The organism is Ruegeria sp. AG6 (assembly GCF_056541565.1).
Window position 1 is genome coordinate 43,539 of sequence record NZ_JBQFYQ010000011.1, and the last position, 15,892, is coordinate 59,430.

The 15,892-nt window shown below is 59.3% G+C and carries 17 protein-coding genes; 8 read left to right on the top strand and 9 right to left on the bottom strand.

Annotation, left to right across the window (positions count from 1 at the left end; all coding sequences use genetic code 11):
• Positions 1-25 precede the first annotated feature (25 nt).
• Positions 26-940 carry a thioredoxin gene (trxA, locus tag ACR0I0_RS17840; protein WP_171637754.1) on the bottom strand — a complete coding sequence of 305 codons (915 nt, stop codon included), beginning with the start codon at positions 938-940 and terminating at the stop codon, positions 26-28.
• Between the two features lie 75 nt (positions 941-1,015).
• Positions 1,016-1,804: an exodeoxyribonuclease III gene (locus tag ACR0I0_RS17845; protein WP_480486497.1), complete on the bottom strand. Its 789-nt coding sequence runs from the start codon at positions 1,802-1,804 to the stop codon at positions 1,016-1,018.
• Between the two features lie 243 nt (positions 1,805-2,047).
• Between ACR0I0_RS17845 and ACR0I0_RS17850 the strand changes: the two genes are divergently transcribed.
• Positions 2,048-2,866 (top strand): DUF2189 domain-containing protein, encoded by an 819-nt coding sequence (locus ACR0I0_RS17850; RefSeq protein WP_171637758.1) that lies wholly within the window; start codon positions 2,048-2,050, stop codon positions 2,864-2,866.
• 216 nt (positions 2,867-3,082) lie between these two features.
• Here ACR0I0_RS17850 and ACR0I0_RS17855 read toward each other — a convergent pair whose 3' ends face one another.
• Positions 3,083-3,769, bottom strand: a complete 687-nt coding sequence (locus ACR0I0_RS17855) for a response regulator transcription factor (protein ID WP_117872957.1) — start codon at positions 3,767-3,769, stop codon at positions 3,083-3,085.
• Between the two features lie 162 nt (positions 3,770-3,931).
• On the opposite strand from ACR0I0_RS17855, the gene ribA reads away from it, so the two are divergent.
• Both ribA and ACR0I0_RS17865 read left to right on the top strand, forming a co-directional pair.
• Positions 3,932-5,023 (top strand): GTP cyclohydrolase II, encoded by a 1,092-nt coding sequence (ribA, locus tag ACR0I0_RS17860; protein ID WP_480492431.1) that lies wholly within the window; start codon positions 3,932-3,934, stop codon positions 5,021-5,023.
• A complete protein-coding gene (locus tag ACR0I0_RS17865; RefSeq protein ID WP_480492433.1) occupies positions 5,020-5,520 on the top strand; it encodes a L,D-transpeptidase family protein in 501 nt (166 codons plus the stop codon). Before ribA ends, ACR0I0_RS17865 begins: the two co-directional genes overlap by 4 nt.
• On the opposite strand, the gene ACR0I0_RS17870 is transcribed toward ACR0I0_RS17865, so the two are convergent.
• Together ACR0I0_RS17870 and ACR0I0_RS17875 are read right to left on the bottom strand one after the other, a co-directional pair.
• On the bottom strand, positions 5,504-6,163 hold the full coding sequence (locus tag ACR0I0_RS17870) for a YggS family pyridoxal phosphate-dependent enzyme (protein ID WP_480492435.1): 660 nt from the start codon (positions 6,161-6,163) through the stop codon (positions 5,504-5,506). The two genes, ACR0I0_RS17865 and ACR0I0_RS17870, sit on opposite strands and share 17 nt — an antisense overlap.
• A 101-nt stretch (positions 6,164-6,264) precedes the next feature.
• Complete coding sequence (locus ACR0I0_RS17875) at positions 6,265-7,314, bottom strand: porin (RefSeq protein ID WP_171637765.1); 1,050 nt, start codon at positions 7,312-7,314, stop codon at positions 6,265-6,267.
• A 285-nt stretch (positions 7,315-7,599) separates the two neighbouring features.
• Here ACR0I0_RS17875 and ACR0I0_RS17880 point away from each other — a divergent pair, with 285 nt between their 5' ends.
• The 4 genes from ACR0I0_RS17880 to holA all read left to right on the top strand — a co-directional run bounded on the left by ACR0I0_RS17880 (position 7,600) and on the right by holA (position 12,195).
• A complete protein-coding gene (locus ACR0I0_RS17880; protein ID WP_152459265.1) occupies positions 7,600-8,082 on the top strand; it encodes a DUF3576 domain-containing protein in 483 nt (160 codons plus the stop codon).
• 72 nt (positions 8,083-8,154) lie between these two features.
• Positions 8,155-10,692 carry a leucine--tRNA ligase gene (gene leuS, locus ACR0I0_RS17885; protein WP_480492438.1) on the top strand — a complete coding sequence of 846 codons (2,538 nt, stop codon included), beginning with the start codon at positions 8,155-8,157 and terminating at the stop codon, positions 10,690-10,692.
• The gene (lptE, locus tag ACR0I0_RS17890; RefSeq protein WP_171724912.1) at positions 10,679-11,170 is read left to right on the top strand and encodes an LPS assembly lipoprotein LptE; all 492 of its coding nucleotides are present in this window, start codon (positions 10,679-10,681) and stop codon (positions 11,168-11,170) included. The genes leuS and lptE overlap by 14 nt, the downstream gene beginning before the upstream one ends.
• Complete coding sequence (holA, locus tag ACR0I0_RS17895; protein ID WP_210093829.1) at positions 11,167-12,195, top strand: DNA polymerase III subunit delta; 1,029 nt, start codon at positions 11,167-11,169, stop codon at positions 12,193-12,195. Before lptE ends, holA begins: the two co-directional genes overlap by 4 nt.
• A gap of 1 nt (position 12,196) precedes the next feature.
• Here the strand turns inward: holA and ACR0I0_RS17900 are convergent, their stop codons facing one another.
• Positions 12,197-13,381: a TIGR03862 family flavoprotein gene (locus ACR0I0_RS17900; protein WP_480492439.1), complete on the bottom strand. Its 1,185-nt coding sequence runs from the start codon at positions 13,379-13,381 to the stop codon at positions 12,197-12,199.
• Positions 13,382-13,429: 48 nt separating this feature from the next.
• Between ACR0I0_RS17900 and ACR0I0_RS17905 the strand changes: the two genes are divergently transcribed.
• The gene (locus ACR0I0_RS17905; RefSeq protein WP_171637775.1) at positions 13,430-13,726 is read left to right on the top strand and encodes an HNH endonuclease; all 297 of its coding nucleotides are present in this window, start codon (positions 13,430-13,432) and stop codon (positions 13,724-13,726) included.
• Here the strand turns inward: ACR0I0_RS17905 and ACR0I0_RS17910 are convergent, their stop codons facing one another.
• Genes ACR0I0_RS17910 through ACR0I0_RS17920 form a run of 3 tightly spaced genes read right to left on the bottom strand, consistent with a single transcriptional unit; the run spans position 13,727 to position 15,809 of the window.
• Positions 13,727-14,464: a VOC family protein gene (locus ACR0I0_RS17910; protein ID WP_480492440.1), complete on the bottom strand. Its 738-nt coding sequence runs from the start codon at positions 14,462-14,464 to the stop codon at positions 13,727-13,729. It lies immediately after the preceding gene.
• Positions 14,461-15,069: an enoyl-CoA hydratase/isomerase family protein gene (locus tag ACR0I0_RS17915; protein WP_171637777.1), complete on the bottom strand. Its 609-nt coding sequence runs from the start codon at positions 15,067-15,069 to the stop codon at positions 14,461-14,463. Before ACR0I0_RS17915 ends, ACR0I0_RS17910 begins: the two co-directional genes overlap by 4 nt.
• Positions 15,066-15,809, bottom strand: a complete 744-nt coding sequence (locus ACR0I0_RS17920; RefSeq protein WP_480492441.1) for an SDR family oxidoreductase — start codon at positions 15,807-15,809, stop codon at positions 15,066-15,068. The genes ACR0I0_RS17915 and ACR0I0_RS17920 overlap by 4 nt, the downstream gene beginning before the upstream one ends.
• Between the last annotated feature and the right edge of the window lie 83 nt (positions 15,810-15,892).

The following is a 15,892-nucleotide window of genomic DNA, read 5'->3' on the forward strand; positions in this document are numbered from 1 at the left end:
ACCCGACTCTAGCTCTGATGAGAGATTAGGCAAATATCATCGAACTGAGTTTGCGACGTCCGTTCAGAACAATCGGGTCATTGGGCTTGAGCGCATCGAAGATGGTGAAAAGCTGTGTCTTGGCTGCACCTTCATTCCATTCACGATCCCGGTGGAACAGTTCCAGCAATTGTGCCACGGCTTCTTCCACATTGCCGTTCGCGTGCAGCGCCTGCGCCAGATCAAAGCGGGCTTGATGGTTGTCCGGATCCGCCTCAACCGCTGCCGTCAGCTCGGCGACGGGGCCGGCATCTGCTGCCTGCTTTGCAAGCTCCAGCTGCGCATGTGCGGCCTCCAGCTCGGCCGATGTGGAGATCTCGGCCGGAGCGCCGTTCAGGATCGCTTCTGCCTGCTCCAGATCACCGGTGGCGATATGCGCCCGCACCAGACCACCATATGCAGCGGCGTGGTTCGGATCTTCGCCCAGAATTGCGGCAAAGGTTTGAGCCGCGTCCGCAGCCGCGCCTTCGGCAAGCATTTCCTCGGCAGCCTGCACAGCATCATCCAGTTGGCCCCCGGGGCTTTCCCCCCCTGCGGCTTCGATCACGCGGTCCACGAAGGCCTTGATCTCGGATCCCGGCAACGCGCCTTGAAACCCGTCCACAGGCTGGCCCTTGAAAAAGGCATAGACGGTCGGGATCGACTGGATGCGCATTTGCGCAGCAATTGTCTGCGCCTCATCCACATTGATCTTGACCATCTTCACCGCGCCTTTCGCGGCTGTCACAGCCTCTTCCAGCATCGGTCCAAGGGTTTTGCACGGGCCACACCAAGGTGCCCAGAAATCGACGATCACAGGTGTTTCCTGCGAGGTTTCCACCACATCGGCCATGAAAGTGGCCTCGGTCCCGTCTTTGATCAGATCGGTTGCTGGGGCGTTTCCGCCGTTCAGAAGGTCCATGGCAATCACTCTTTCGTTCGAACTTGCGCCCTATATGCAGCCGCTTGTCGCGGAAACCAAGGGCTGAGTTGCGGATCAGATGTCGAAACTGGCAAAGACCGGAGCGTGATCGCTGGGTTTTTCCCATCCACGGGCGTCCCGCAGAATACGGCTGGAATGGCCCGCGTTCGAGATATCGGCAGTGGCCCAGATATGGTCCAGCCGGCGCCCCTTGTCCGCCGCATCCCAGTCCCGGGCGCGATAGGACCACCAGCTGTAAAGCTGCCCTTCCGGGATGTCCTGACGGGTGATATCAACCCAGCCACCTGCTTCCTGTGTCTCGGCCAGATGCTCGACTTCGATGGGCGTGTGCGAGACGATCTTCAGCAGTTGTTTGTGTGACCACACATCATCCTCGCGCGGGGCGATGTTCAGGTCGCCGACAAGGATGGATTTAGCCGGCTTTTCCGCACGGAACCAATCGCGCATATCAGTGAGATAGTCGAGCTTCTGGCCGAATTTCTCATTCACCTCCCGGTCCGGCACGTCGCCGCCCGCCGGGACATAGAAATTGTGGATCGTGACACCATTTTCCAACCGCCCGGCAATATGGCGGGCATGTCCGAGACCGGCGAAATCCTTGTCGCCCACCTCTTCCATCGGCAGGCGCGACAGGATGGCGACGCCGTTGTAACCCTTCTGCCCCCGCGCGATCATGTGGGTGTAGCCCAGTTCGGAAAACCCTTCGGTCGGGATCTTCTCAACCGGTGATTTGCACTCTTGCAGGCACAATACATCAGGGGCTTCTTCTTGCAGCAATTTCAGCACGATAGGCTCGCGCAGGCGAACAGAATTGATGTTCCATGTGGCAAGGGTGAAAGGCATGTCGGGGATTCCTTTGTCGCGATTGGCGCAGGTTAACGTGGCACAACGCCAGTTGCCACGAGAAAAGGCAGCCCCGATGCCAGGACCAAGGACTGGCAGTGAGGCGGGCGTCACATTCGTGCTTTCCCTTGCCCTGATATCTCGCCTGATGCAGACTTGTCTGCGAATGAGGAATGTCTGTTTCACCGCTGGGTCTGTTCGCGAACAGACCGGCCCGGCACCATGCTTTGGGAGGAGTGTGTCATGGCATCCGAGACCGCAGGTTCCACGCCACCGGAAAACCTGACGCCGCAGCAGCGGGACATGCCGCAGGTCAACAAGATCACGACGGATGACATCAGGGCGTCGCTGAAAGCCGGGTTTTCCGACTTTCTGGCCCGCCCTGTCCTGAGCGGCTTTTTCGGTCTGTTCTATGCAGTTTTCGGAATTCTGCTGGTTTGGGTCCTGATCTGGCTTGGCCAGATCTGGATGATCATTCCCGCCATTGTCGGCTTTCCGCTGGTCGCACCTTTCGCCGCCGCCGGGCTTTATGAAATGTCGCGCCGCTTGCAAAAAGGCGAAAGCTTTGGCTGGGCTGAAATCCTCAGCGTCATGGCCAATCAACGCAAACGCGAATTGGGCTGGATGGCCTTTGTCACACTTTTCATTTTCTGGGTGTGGATCTACCAGGTTCGGCTTTGGCTGGCGATCACCCTTCAGAACGCATCCTTCTCGGATTTCGACGGGTTTTTGAACACCGTTTTCTTCACGCCGCAGGGCTGGATCTTCCTTGCCATTGGCACCTGTGTCGGCGCGTTCCTGTCAGCCGTACTGTTTTCGGTGACCGTCGTCGCCATGCCCTTGCTGCTGGACCGGGAAACCAACTTCATCTCTGCCATGTTGACCTCTTTGCGCGTCGTATCCGAAAGCCCGGCGGTCATGCTCGGCTGGGCGGCGATCATCTCGGTCACCATACTGCTGTCGCTGGTTCCAGCGTTTCTGGGCCTGATCTTTACCCTTCCGATCCTTGGCCACACCACGTGGCACCTTTACCAGCGCGCCGTTGCCCCGGCGGAAGGGTGAACCGCGGCAGAGCTCACCTCCGTCATTGGGCGAATATCGGTCAGTGCTGCTGTCTGCCTTCGTGTGGAAACCGCCCCTCAGCAGCGAAAAAAGCCGGGCCATTCGGCCCGGCAGTCCAACAGGGAGGTACATGTCATAACCCGGACATGCACGGGTTGGGAGTAACCTAATTATGAGTACAGAGTATCACTTTGATCCACATCAATCCACAACCAGTTAAGACACGAGCCTATATCCACCCGATTCTGTGACCAAAAGGCGCGCATTGGACGGATCGGGCTCGATCTTCTGACGCAGACGATAGATGTGGGTTTCCAGCGTGTGGGTCGTGACCCCGGCATTGTATCCCCACACTTCGTGCAACAGCACATCACGCGCCACGACACCGTCGGTTGATCGGTACAGGAACTTGAGGATGTTGGTTTCCTTCTCGGTCAGACGGATCTTGCGGTCTTCTTCCGTGATCAGCATCTTCATCGCCGGCTTGAACGTATAGGGGCCAAGAACAAATACCGCGTCCTCGGATTGTTCGTGCTGCCGCAGCTGAGCGCGGATACGGGCCAGCAATACCGGAAATTTGAAGGGTTTGGAGACATAATCGTTCGCGCCGGCGTCCAGGCCCAAGATCGTATCGGCATCGCTGTCATGACCGGTCAGCATCAGAATCGGGCTTTTCACGCCCTGTTTACGCATCAGGCGGCACAATTCCCGCCCGTCGGTATCCGGCAGACCCACATCAAGAATGACCAGATCATAGATCGCTTCGCGTGCGCGCTCCATTGCGGACTGGCCGTCTGACGCTTCGAAAACGTCAAAGTCTTCGGTCATGACAAGTTGCTCGCTGAGCGCCTCGCGCAGATCCTCGTCATCGTCCACCAACAGGATTTTCTTGAGTTGAGCCATTTCCCGATCCTCCAAACGCTTTTCCATCACTTGCGCGCGGAATATGCAATCAACAAGATTTGCTGCAACGGTTTCACGCCTTCGTGTCAGAGTTGGCAGAAATGTTTCACATTTCCTTTCGAAAGAGCTAGGAGAAAGGCTGAGCGTTATAGGGTAACATAGATGAGCCTCATTCCCGATATCACCGAACTTCTTGCCCGGGCCCGGGCCGATCTGCGCATGGGCGTTCCAGTAGTGCTGACCGATGACAGCGGCTTTAGCGTTGTGGCGATTTCTACGGAAACGCTCAACCCGCAGCGCCTGGCTGATCTGAAAAAGCTCGGAGACCCGGTGGTGGCCATTACCGGGCGGCGGGCCGAAACACTCAAGGCGCGGGCCTATGACGGCGATCTTGCACGCGTTTCAATTCCCGCCGATGCAGACATCACTTGGGTGCAGGCGGTTGCTGATCCCTCTGACGATCTGAACGCGCCGATGAAAGGGCCGTTGATGACCGAGCGCCACGGTAACGCCAATTTGCACCGCATCGCGATTGCGTTGGCCAAGTCCGCGCGCATTCTTCCTGCCGCGGTCGTCGTGCCGGTCGAAGATGGCCGGGCCTTTGCGGTATCGCACGGCCTGACCTGCATTGACCACACGCGCGCCGCCCCGCATCTGGCGGACCGCAGCGCCCTGCACGAGGTGGTTGCCGCGCGTCTTCCGATGGAAGTATCCGAGGCCGGCCGTCTGCATGTTTTCCGCCCCGAAGATGGCGGAGAAGAACATTACGCAGTCGAAATAGGCCGCCCGGATCGGGACAAACCAGTGCTGGCCCGATTGCATTCCGCCTGTTTCACGGGCGATCTGATGGGCAGCCTGAAATGCGACTGCGGTCCGCAATTGCGGGGCGCACTGGCGCAAATGGGGGCCGAAGGGGCTGGCGTTCTTCTGTATCTGAACCAGGAAGGGCGTGGTATCGGGCTGGCCAACAAGATGCGTGCCTATTTTCTTCAAGATCAGGGTTTTGACACGGTAGAAGCAAACCACAGGCTGGGTTTCGAGGATGATGAGCGCGACTTCCGACTCGGGTCGGATATCCTGAAATCTCTGGGTTTCAACTCGGTGCGCCTGCTGACCAACAACCCTGCCAAGATCTCGATGATGGAACGCACAGGGATCGCCGTGACCGAGCGCGTTCCTTTGAAAGTGGGTGAAACCGCGCATAACCGGGGATACCTGGCCACGAAAGCCGCGAAATCCGGGCACCTGTTGTGACTCCAGGCGATCTTGTGCTCACCCCGCGTGGTGTTCGCTTTCGTGGCAGGACGTTCCCCTGCTCGATTGGCAAAGGCGGATTGAGCAACACGAAACACGAGGGCGATGGGGCGACACCTACCGGATGCCATCGAATCGTCGGCATGCTCTACCGGCCCGACCGGCTGGTCGCCCCCAACTTCTGGGCGATCCCGATTGGGCCGCAGGACTTGTGGTCTGATGACGTCGAAGACAGCCACTATAATCACTTGGTGCTTGCCCCTTATGCGTTCAGTCATGAGAAACTGCGCCGGGCTGATCCGCTTTATGATCTGGTCCTGTTGACCAACTGGAACTGGCCGAATGCCGTTCCCGGCAAGGGATCGGCGATTTTTCTGCATCAGTGGCGCAGGCCCGGCTACCCCACCGAGGGCTGCATTGCCTTCCGTCGGGACCATCTGCACTGGATTGCAGGGCGAATTTCCCTTGGAACGCGCCTGATTATTCCTGAGGCTTGACCCGCTCGCCGAAAATGGCCGACCCGATACGAACATGGGTCGCGCCCAAGGCGATGGCCTGCTCGAAATCACCGCTCATCCCCATCGACAACCCCTCAAGCCCATTGCGGGCTGCGATCTTGGCCAAGAGGGCGAAATGCAAAGTGGGTTCTTCATCGACCGGCGGGATGCACATCAGCCCGCGTACCGGTAGATCCAGCGATCGGCATTCCGCGATAAACCCGTCCGCATCCGCAGGAAGAACGCCTGCCTTCTGGGCTTCTTCCCCCGTATTGACCTGAATGAAAAGGTCGGGGCAGTATCCCACCTCTTGCGCCAGCCGCGCCAGGGTTTTGGCCAGTTTGGGGCGATCGACCGAATGGATCGCATTGCACAGTTCCATCGCCTGCCTGGCCTTGTTGGTCTGCAACGGGCCGATGAGATGCAGATCGACGGCATCGAACTGCTCTTTGAAAGCGGGCCATTTGCTGGCCGCCTCCTGTACGCGATTCTCACCAAAACACCTGTGGCCCTGCTCCAGCACCGCCTGAACTCGCTCATTCGGTTGTACTTTGGATACAGCGAGCAGTTTGACGGAACCGGCAGGGCGGTCCGATCTGGCTTCGGCATTTGCAATGCGTGCGGTGATTTCTTGCAACGACATGGGGCCCTCAATCTGTCTTTGGCGCAGAAAAACACCAAGTCGACGCAAAAGAAAAGGGCGAGTCCGAAGACCCGCCCTCAAACCTTGCGGTTCAGATCAGCTTAGAAGTTGAACTGAGCACCGAAGTCAGCAACGATTGTGTCGCTTGCGCAGCTGTCACAGTCGTTGCGGCCGATACCACCGCGCAGCGATGCACCGCCACCCAGGTCGTAGATCGCACCGATAGCAACCTGCTGAAGGTCAGCAGAGGCGTTACCGTCACCATAGGTGAACAGCAGGGTGGTTGCAGCGCCCAGGTTGTAGGCGGCCGACAGACCCCATGCAGTACCGTCGGTCGCTGCAACATTGGTTGCGTCGTCCGCGACAAACAGAGTACCCGAGAAGTCACCCCATTCGCCACCCAGGGTCAGAACGGTCAGGCTCGGATCGCTGCCTGCACCTGCGTCGGTCTGACCATAGGCCAGAGCGGCAGTGATGTTGTTGAAGGTGTAGGTTGCGCTGATGTCCCAGCGGTCTGCGTCAGCGGTGGTCGAAGTGGTACCACCAGCTGCAACAGTTGTAACCTGCGCTTGGTCATAAGATGCACCAAACGAGAAGTCACCAACCGAATACTGGAAGAACACAGCGTTCGAACCCGAACCGGTCGACGAGTAACCCAGGAAGCTGTAGTCAACGCCCGAGTACTGACCTGCGAACAGTTCCAGACCTACTTCGTTGCCGTAGTAGTTTGCCAGGTTGTCAAACGAACCTGCGACGTTACCCGCGTCAACACGCAGACCGCCGTAGATGACCGAGAAGCGTGCGCCGTTCAGGCCGGCCGAGTTTGCTTCACCGGTGCTGCTGTTTTCGTCGGCTTGCAGACGAACACGACCTTCAAAACGAACGCCGCCGTCGGTTTCTGCGATGCCGTCGATGTTCAGACGGAAGCGCGAGACCAGGATAGCGTCGTCAGACTGCGCGGTCGAAGTTGCGGAGACGTCATCGGCTGTACCCATCAGGCCGTCTGCACCAGGTCCGTTAACGGTTGTGGTTGCGGTACGGTCTTCAACGTAGCCGATACCAAAACGGCCGTAACCGCTGAAGTTAATCTCAGCTGCCGCAACGCCTGCGGTCGCGATCAGCGCCGTCGATGCGAAGAGAACTTTTTTCATCTTGTTTCCCTCGGTTTCATTCAAAAGAGTTATCTACTCGACACATGCCTCGGCATATGTCTCAGCACGGACACCGTTTCGCTCTTTTTGCCCCCATTGCGCAAGCTTGGCATAAACCCGGTCACGTCATTGGGGTCAGATTGGTGCAAGGATGCCACAGTTCGTTTTTGCCCGGATCAGGCTGACACGCTTACATTTCAGAAGAATAGGCTTGTTGCAGCGAGGGTCCTTGGCTAGGAGTATGCCCTGAATACTGCACAACAAGTGAAACAGGACCTGCTGACAATGCGCCTGCCTACGATTTTGGGATTAATCATGCTGACCACCACTATTGCGGCATGCGGGCAGAATCGAAGCACTTCGACATATTCCCCCAATCCCGCCAGCGGTAATTCCGATGAACGCGAGCTGAACGATCCTGAACGTACAACGCTGTGGGACATTTTCGATCGCAGCACGGCCGAGCAGACCACCAATGTAAACCGGTACTTGTGGGCAGCTTCGCTGGACATTTTGAACTTCTTGCCTGTGCAGGAGGTCGATCCGTTTACCGGAGTGATCGTAACAGGTTACGGCACTCCTCCGGGCGGAGGACGGTCATACAGGGCGACCGTACACATCAGTGATCCGGCGCTTGCGGCCCGGTCTTTGTCCGTCGCCCTGCAATCCAGCGGGGGCGCCCCGGTAAGCGCGGCAACAACCCGTGCGGTGGAGGATGCGATTCTGTCCCGCGCACGTCAGCTGCGCATCGCGGACAACAAGTTCTAGCACTTCGCCGAAAATCACACTAATACCACGCCGGGTTCCTACCCGGCGTTTTCATTCACGAAGGACCGCACAATGTCGCGCTATTCGGCCACCGAAATCGAAGCAAAATGGCAAGAAGCCTGGGACAAGGCAGGAATCTTCACCGCCAACCACAAGGCGGACAAGCCGAAATACTATGTGCTTGAGATGTTCCCCTACCCGTCCGGCCGAATCCATATGGGGCATGTGCGCAACTATACGATGGGCGACGTCATCGCGCGGCACAAGCTGGCCACCGGGCACAATGTTCTGCACCCCATGGGCTGGGACGCGTTCGGGATGCCGGCGGAAAACGCTGCCATGGCGATCGGCGGCCACCCCAAAGAGTGGACTTACGGCAATATCGCCGACATGCGCGCCCAGATGAAGCCACTGGGCCTGTCGATCGACTGGTCCCGTGAATTCGCCACATGTGATCCGGAATACTATGGCCAGCAGCAGGCGCTGTTCCTCGACATGCTCGAGGCCGGGCTGGTCTATCGCAAGAATGCCGTGGTGAACTGGGATCCGGTCGACATGACCGTTCTGGCCAATGAACAGGTGGAAAACGGGCGCGGCTGGCGCTCGGGTGCGCTGGTGGAACGGCGCGAGCTGACGCAGTGGTTCTTCAAGATCTCGGATTATTCCGAAGAACTGCTGAACGCTCTGGACACGCTGGAAAACTGGCCCGCCAAGGTTCGACTGATGCAGGAAAACTGGATCGGCAAGTCGCGCGGCCTGCAATTCGGGTTCGAGCGCACGGATGGTGGGGAACCGATCACTGTCTACACGACGCGCCCCGACACGCTGCTGGGCGCATCCTTCGTTGGGATCTCGCCCGATCACCCGATCGCCAAACAGCTTGAGGCCGAAAACCCGGAAGTCGCTGAATTCGTTGCCGAATGCCGCAAGGGCGGCACCACGGAAGAGGCCATCGAAACCGGCGAAAAGCTGGGTTTGGACACCGGCATCCGCGTCAAGCATCCGTTGGACCCGAACTGGGAACTGCCGGTCTGGATCGCCAATTTCATCCTGATGGATTACGGCACCGGCGCGATCTTCGCCTGCCCGGCCCATGACCAGCGCGACCTTGATTTCTGCCGCAAATACGATCTGCCGGTGATCGATACGTTCTTTGCGCTGGACGACGACACACCGGTCGACAAGATCGCCTTTGTCCCGCCAAAGACCGAGAAAGTCCGCTGGGTGAACCATTTCGCAGGCCTGACCGAAGCAACCGGAGAAGAGGCGATCAACACCACCATCGATTTCGCCGAAAAAGCCGGTTGGGGCGAAGGGGTCACGAAATATCGCCTGCGAGACTGGGGCTTGAGCCGTCAGCGCTATTGGGGTTGTCCGATTCCTGTCGTTCACTGCGAAAGCTGTGGTGTGGCCCCTGAAAAGAAAGAGAACCTTCCGGTTCGCCTGCCCGATGATGTCACCTTCGACAAACCGGGCAACCCGCTGGACCGTCACCCGACCTGGCGCGACTGCGCCTGCCCGAATTGTGGCGCCCCTGCCAAGCGCGAGACCGACACGATGGACACATTCGTGGATTCGTCGTGGTATTTCGCGCGCTTCACCGCTCCGCGCGCGGAAACGCCCACCGATCTGGCCGAGGCGGAATACTGGATGAATGTTGACCAGTATATCGGCGGGATCGAACACGCGATTCTGCATCTGCTGTATTCGCGGTTCTTCGCCCGCGCGATGAACATCACCGGGCATTTGCCGGACAAAGCCATCGAACCCTTCGACGCGCTGTTTACCCAAGGCATGGTGACGCACGAGATCTACCAGACCCGCGATGCCAACGGTCGTCCGGTCTATCACCTGCCCGAAGAGGTCACGGACGGAAAACTGGCTGACGGCACAGAGGTCGAGATCATCCCATCGGCCAAAATGTCAAAGTCCAAGAAGAACGTTGTCGACCCGGTCAGCATCATCTCGGCCTTCGGCGCCGATACTGCGCGCTGGTTCGTGCTGTCCGATTCGCCACCCGAACGGGACGTGGAATGGACGGCTGCGGGGGCCGAGGCCGCGTACAAGCATCTCAACCGTGTCTGGAATCTCTGCGACAAGATCGGCGCCATGGACCCGAACGCCACGGGTGAAGGCGATGAGGAACTACTGCGCGAGATGCACAAAACCATCCGCGATGTGACATTGGGTGTTGAAAGCTTTGGCTTCAACGCGGCCATCGCCAAGCTTTATGCCTTCACCAACACTCTGGCGAAATCCAAGGCAGGTGCTGCGGCCCAAAAGCAGGCCATCAAAACGCTGGCACAGCTGATGTCGCCGATGACACCGCATCTGGCGGAAGATATTTGGGCCCATCAGGGCGGCGAAGGCCTTGTGGCCGTTGCGCCATGGCCCGTCGCCGACGAGGCGATGCTGGTTGATGACACCGTCACCTTGCCGATCCAGATCAACGGCAAGCGTCGCGCGGAAATCAGCGTGGCCAAGGATCTGGATAAAGCCGAGGTTGAAAAAATTGCGCTCAGCACCGAAGCTGTTCAAAAGGCGCTGGAAGGGAATGCGCCGAAGAAAGTGATCGTCGTTCCGGGCCGGATTGTGAATGTTGTCGTTTGATCGCAGAACGTTTTTGCTGATGCCGCTGGCGCTGGCCGCCTGCGGCTTCGAGCCCGTCTATGCACCTGGCGGATCGGGTTCGGCCTTGTATGGCCGCGTCGAGGTGTCGGCGCCCAACACCGTGGAAAGCTATTTGCTGGTCCAAAATCTGGAACAGCAACTGGGGCGAAGCGCCGGGTCGGTCAACGACTACAAGCTGGACGTTCAGGTTTCGACCGTGACGCGTGGCGCTGCAATCACCACCACAAACGAAACGCAACGCTACACCATCGACGGAAGCGCGCAATACACGCTGCGGTCCAACGCAACCGGTCAGATCATCGCCTCGGGCTCGGTGGCGGATTTTGTGTCATATTCTGCCGCAGGATCGACCGTTTCCACCTTGGCGGATGAGCGCGATGCCAAGAGACGGCTGATGATGATTCTGTCGGGTCAGATCATGAACCGTCTTTACGCCACACCGGGTCTGGCTGCATGAAGTTGAGCCCGCGCGAGGCTGAGGGGTATTTTGCCAAGCCGGACGCGGACAAGACAGGGCTGCTTATCTATGGCGCGGATGCGATGCGGGTTGCGCTCAAGCGGCAACAGGTGCTGGCCGCTCTGCTTGGCGCCCAAGCCGAAGAAGAAATGCGCCTGACCCGCATGCCCGGTGGCGATCTGCGTGGTGATCCCGCCCTGCTGCTGGACGCGGTCAAGGCGGTCGGCTTCTTTCCCGGCCCACGTGCCGTTTTCGTGGAAGACGCAACCGAAACCGCCGCGCCGGCAATTCTGGCCGCACTCGAAGATTGGGCCCCCGGAGACGCCCAGATCATCGTGACCTCGGGGCAATTGAAACCCAGCTCGAAAATCCGCAAGGCGTTCGAAGGCCACCCTGCCGCCTACGCAGTCGGCATTTATGACGACCCGCCCTCACGCGCCGAAGTGGAACGGGTTCTTGCCGAGTCGGGTATGAAAAACGTGCCCCGAGATGTCATGTCTGCAATCAGTGAATTGGCCGTCAGCCTCAGCCCTGGTGATTTCGCCCAAACGATTGAAAAACTGTCTCTTTACAAGCGCGGTGACAGCGCTGATTTGACGATCGAAGATATTGAGGCCTGCGCCCCGCGCTCGACCGAGGCGGCGCTGGATGATGTTCTCAACGTCGTTGCCGAAGGCCGCGCCGGTGAGATCGGGCCGCTGATCCGGAGGTTGCAGGCGCAGGGCACCAACGGCGTGACTCTGTGCATCGGAGCGATGCGGCATTTTCGGACACTCTATGCCTGCGCGTCCGATCCCGGCGGTGCTGCGCAGGGCATCGGTAAGCTGCGTCCACCGGTTTACGGCAAACGGCGTGACCGTATCCTGCGGCAGGCACAAGGTTGGGGCGCGACCAAGCTGCAAACCGCGCTGACGGTTCTGACCGACACAGATTTGGCGCTGCGGTCGGCCGGTCAGACAGCCCCTGCCATGGCGCTGGTGGAACGCGCGATGATCCGATTGGCGATGTTGGCACGATCCCGCTAGGTCACTCAGCCTTTTCCAGCCAGTCGGCGGCAGACCGACCGGCCCAGCGCCCGGTCGCAAGGCAAGCCGTGAGCAGATAGCCCCCGGTCGGGGCCTCCCAGTCCAGCATTTCCCCAGCGCAGAACACACCCGGCAGGGCCGTCAGCATCAGCCCGTCATCCAGCGCTGCCTGTTTGACACCACCTGCGGTCGAAATGGCTTCGTCCATCGGGCGAAGGCCGACATGCCGGACAGGCAGCTTTTTCAACATGCTCACTTGCACGGATTGAGGGTGGCCACCGCGTTTTGCCATTTCATGAAACAGGGCGATTTTCTGAGCAGACAGGTTCAGCGATTTCCTCATCCACTGGGACAGCGTTGTTTTCGACCGTTTCGCGGACAACCGCGCCAGCAGAGCCTGTTGGTCCAGATCAGGCGTCAGATCAGCAAACAACGGTGTCCCCGCGCGCAAAGCCGGTGTCAGCTTATACAGCCCTCCGCCTTCCAGACCGGTTCTGGAAATCGCAGCCTCTCCTCGGCTCTCCAAATCGCCTACCATCCATCGGATCGATTTCAATGCGGCCCCGAAATGGGGCTGCATATGTGGGCTCCAATCAACGGAAATGGCTGAGTTTGCGGGTTCAAAGGGTGCCAAAGCCACGTCTTTTCCGGCCAATATCTGCGCCCAGTGACCGTCCGAGCCAAGGCGGGCCCAGCTTGCACCGCCCAGTGCCAGCACGGTGACATCCGTCGAAACACTGCGCCGCCCGTCCGGAGTGTCAAACACCGGCGCATCACCGTCCCAGCCTGTCCAACGCCAGCGGGTCCTGATTTCGACCCCGGCCTTGCCCAATCGTGCCAACCAGGCCCGCAATAAGGGCGAGGCCTTCATTGCTTGGGGAAACACGCGCCCCGTCGAGCCGACAAACAGCGTCTGCCCCAACCCGCGCGCCCAGTGCTGAACAGCTTCGGCATCAAAGTCAGACATGATCGGACGCAACCAATCTGCCGCTTCACCATAGGCGCGGATCAGGTCATCACGCGGCTCGTCCTTGGTCAGGTTCAGCCCCGATTTCCCGGCCATCAGGAACTTGCGCGCGACCGAAGGTTTGGCCTCGGCCACCAACACGGAATGCCCGGCTGCGGCGAGCTGTTCGGCCGCCATCAACCCGGCGGGGCCTGCTCCGATCACCACTGCCTGCGCCATTCGCACCCTCTTGCCTTCGCCCGTCACAGGCGCAAGTTTCACATCATCATGACGAACAGCGATCCAATCTGCCCGCTTTGCGACCGCCCGATCCCCGACGGGGGTGGCAGCCTGCATCATCTGATCCCAAAACTCAAAGGAGGCAAGGGCGGACCTACCGTTCTGCTGCATCAGATCTGCCACAAAGAGGTGCACGCCACCCTGACCGAAGCCGAACTGGCACGCAGTTTCAACACGGTCGAGGCCCTGCGTGCGCATCCAAGGCTCGAGAAATTTCTGACTTGGGTTCGCAAACGCCCACCCGGATTTCGTTCGAAAGTTCCGGGCAAGCGGCGCGGGCGCTGATCAACCTGGCAGGATCTGGTCCCCGACAATATCTGTAAGAGGTTCGGACAGGCCTTCGATCTCGATACCCCGAAAGTCCGGTACATGCACGAATTGTGCGCCCGCAACAAGTTGGAATTCCAACGTCGTATAGGCGCGTTTCCACAGCCATTCGCGGTTTTCAACAGCCCAAAGATCAGGATTGGGCGGGGTTTCGTCCGTAAAAGCATAAAAATGCAGGTCAAAGCCGTAAGGGGCGACCTCCTGCATCGACAACAACGACATGCCCTGGGCGCGCCAGAACGCGTCTTCGGCGGCAATATCGCCGGTTCGAAGGGTAATCTGACCGATCCGAGCCTGCGCAAAAGGCGCGTCAGGGTCCGCTGCATGCGGCGGTCGGTTGCCTTCGAAATCATGTTGCAGCAGCTCGATGACGAACCCTTCGGGATCCGCAAGATGGCACATGTAGCCGATGTCCAGAAACTGATTCGGCGTGCTCACTGGAACGTCAAACCTGCGCAGATGAGCCGCAGCAAGATCGACATCCGGCACGGTGATTCCTATCTTCCAGTAGCGCTGCCCCTTGTCATGGGTGTACCCTCCTCCACCCGGCAGCAACAAAATATCTGCGTCTGCACCGTCATAGCCGATACGGTGGCCGATTTCTGTTCGGCCAACGGACATGCCCAGAATGTCGCGATAAAACGCGGCCAGCCGATCCGGGTCAGCGACCCGCAGGCGCAGTGCAGACAACCTCATGAACACAACCTTGCGATTCCCGCCGCGATCTCGGGGTCGGCGTTCACGCTGTCGGCAACCAGATCGCGTGCGGTTTGCATCAGGTGATCGGGATCGACAATCCGGTCCACCAGGCCAAATTCATACGCCTCTTGCGCGGTGATCTTCTGACCCGCCATAAAGATCAACTTGGCCCTTGCCGGTCCGACCAGAGCCGCCAGCCGCGCGGGGTCGGACGGTTGTGGCAGAAACCCCAGCTTCATCACCGGATAGAAGAACTTGGCCGACGGCACGGCAATGCGCAGATCGCAGGCCAGTGCCATACCGTTGGCCCCGCCTGCCAAAGTGCCGTTCAGTGCGGCAACGGTCAGACAGGGCAACGCAGCAATGGCGCCGGACAGCCTTTCCCAGACATCCGATTTGGCCAGACCGGCGCGCGCTTCGTCCAGATCTGCCCCGGCGCTGAACACTTTGCCCGCGCCCGTCAGGATCAACGCCTTGGCCTCTGTCGCGGATTCGGCGATCTCGGCCAGTTCCGCCAGCATGGCCCCCGTCAGGGCGTTCGCCTTGCCGGGATTGTTGATCGTGACGGTCCACAGGCCACCTTCTTTGGTCAAATCGATCATATCAGCCCGGCCCGTTTGCGAATGTCTTCAAGCCGCAGCGAAATTTCAGTGCCAAGAAACTCATCGGCATCATCCGAGCACATCCACAACAGCGCCCGTGCGGGCCAGTCCGCAGGAATATGCACATCCCAGTCCAGCTGACTGACGGGATTAATGCCGCTGGCCTTGATCGACCGCTGCATATCGGTGGCCACCGTCCCCGGTGACAGGCCCATGGCGCGAATACCATTATGGGCTTCTTCTAGATGCAGACATTCCGTGAGCATCTTGGCCCCGGCCTTCGAGGCGCAATAATGGCTCCAGGCTTCGACCGGGTTCGACGCTGCACCGGACGAGATCGTCAGAATGCTCCCTCCTCCCGCAGCCCGCATCACCGGCAACGCCGCGCGCATCCCGTAGAAAATACCTTTCAGGTTGATGTCGATGGCCTTGCTCCACGCCGCGGTGTCAGCATTCGAGAGATGAAAGATCGGATCGATCACACCCGCGTTGCCGATCAGAACATCCAACCCACCGAACCGGTCCACGCATGTGGCCACGGCTTGTTCCACCTGCGCGAAATCGCTGACGTCACAGGCCAATGCGATGGCCTTATCGCCCAATGCGGCCGCCAGAGCGTCAATCTGATCCTGACTGCGAGCCACCAATGCGACATTGGCGCCGGCTGCGGCAAAAACGCGCCCTGCCTCGGCCCCAATTCCTCGGCTGGCCCCGGTTATGAGAACAGTTTTTCCCTGCATTTGCCCTTCCTCACGCATTGCAATCTCTGTCGGCTACAGCCGTAACGCGTAAACGGGGAAAGGGTCCAGCCCTTGCCCCCTTG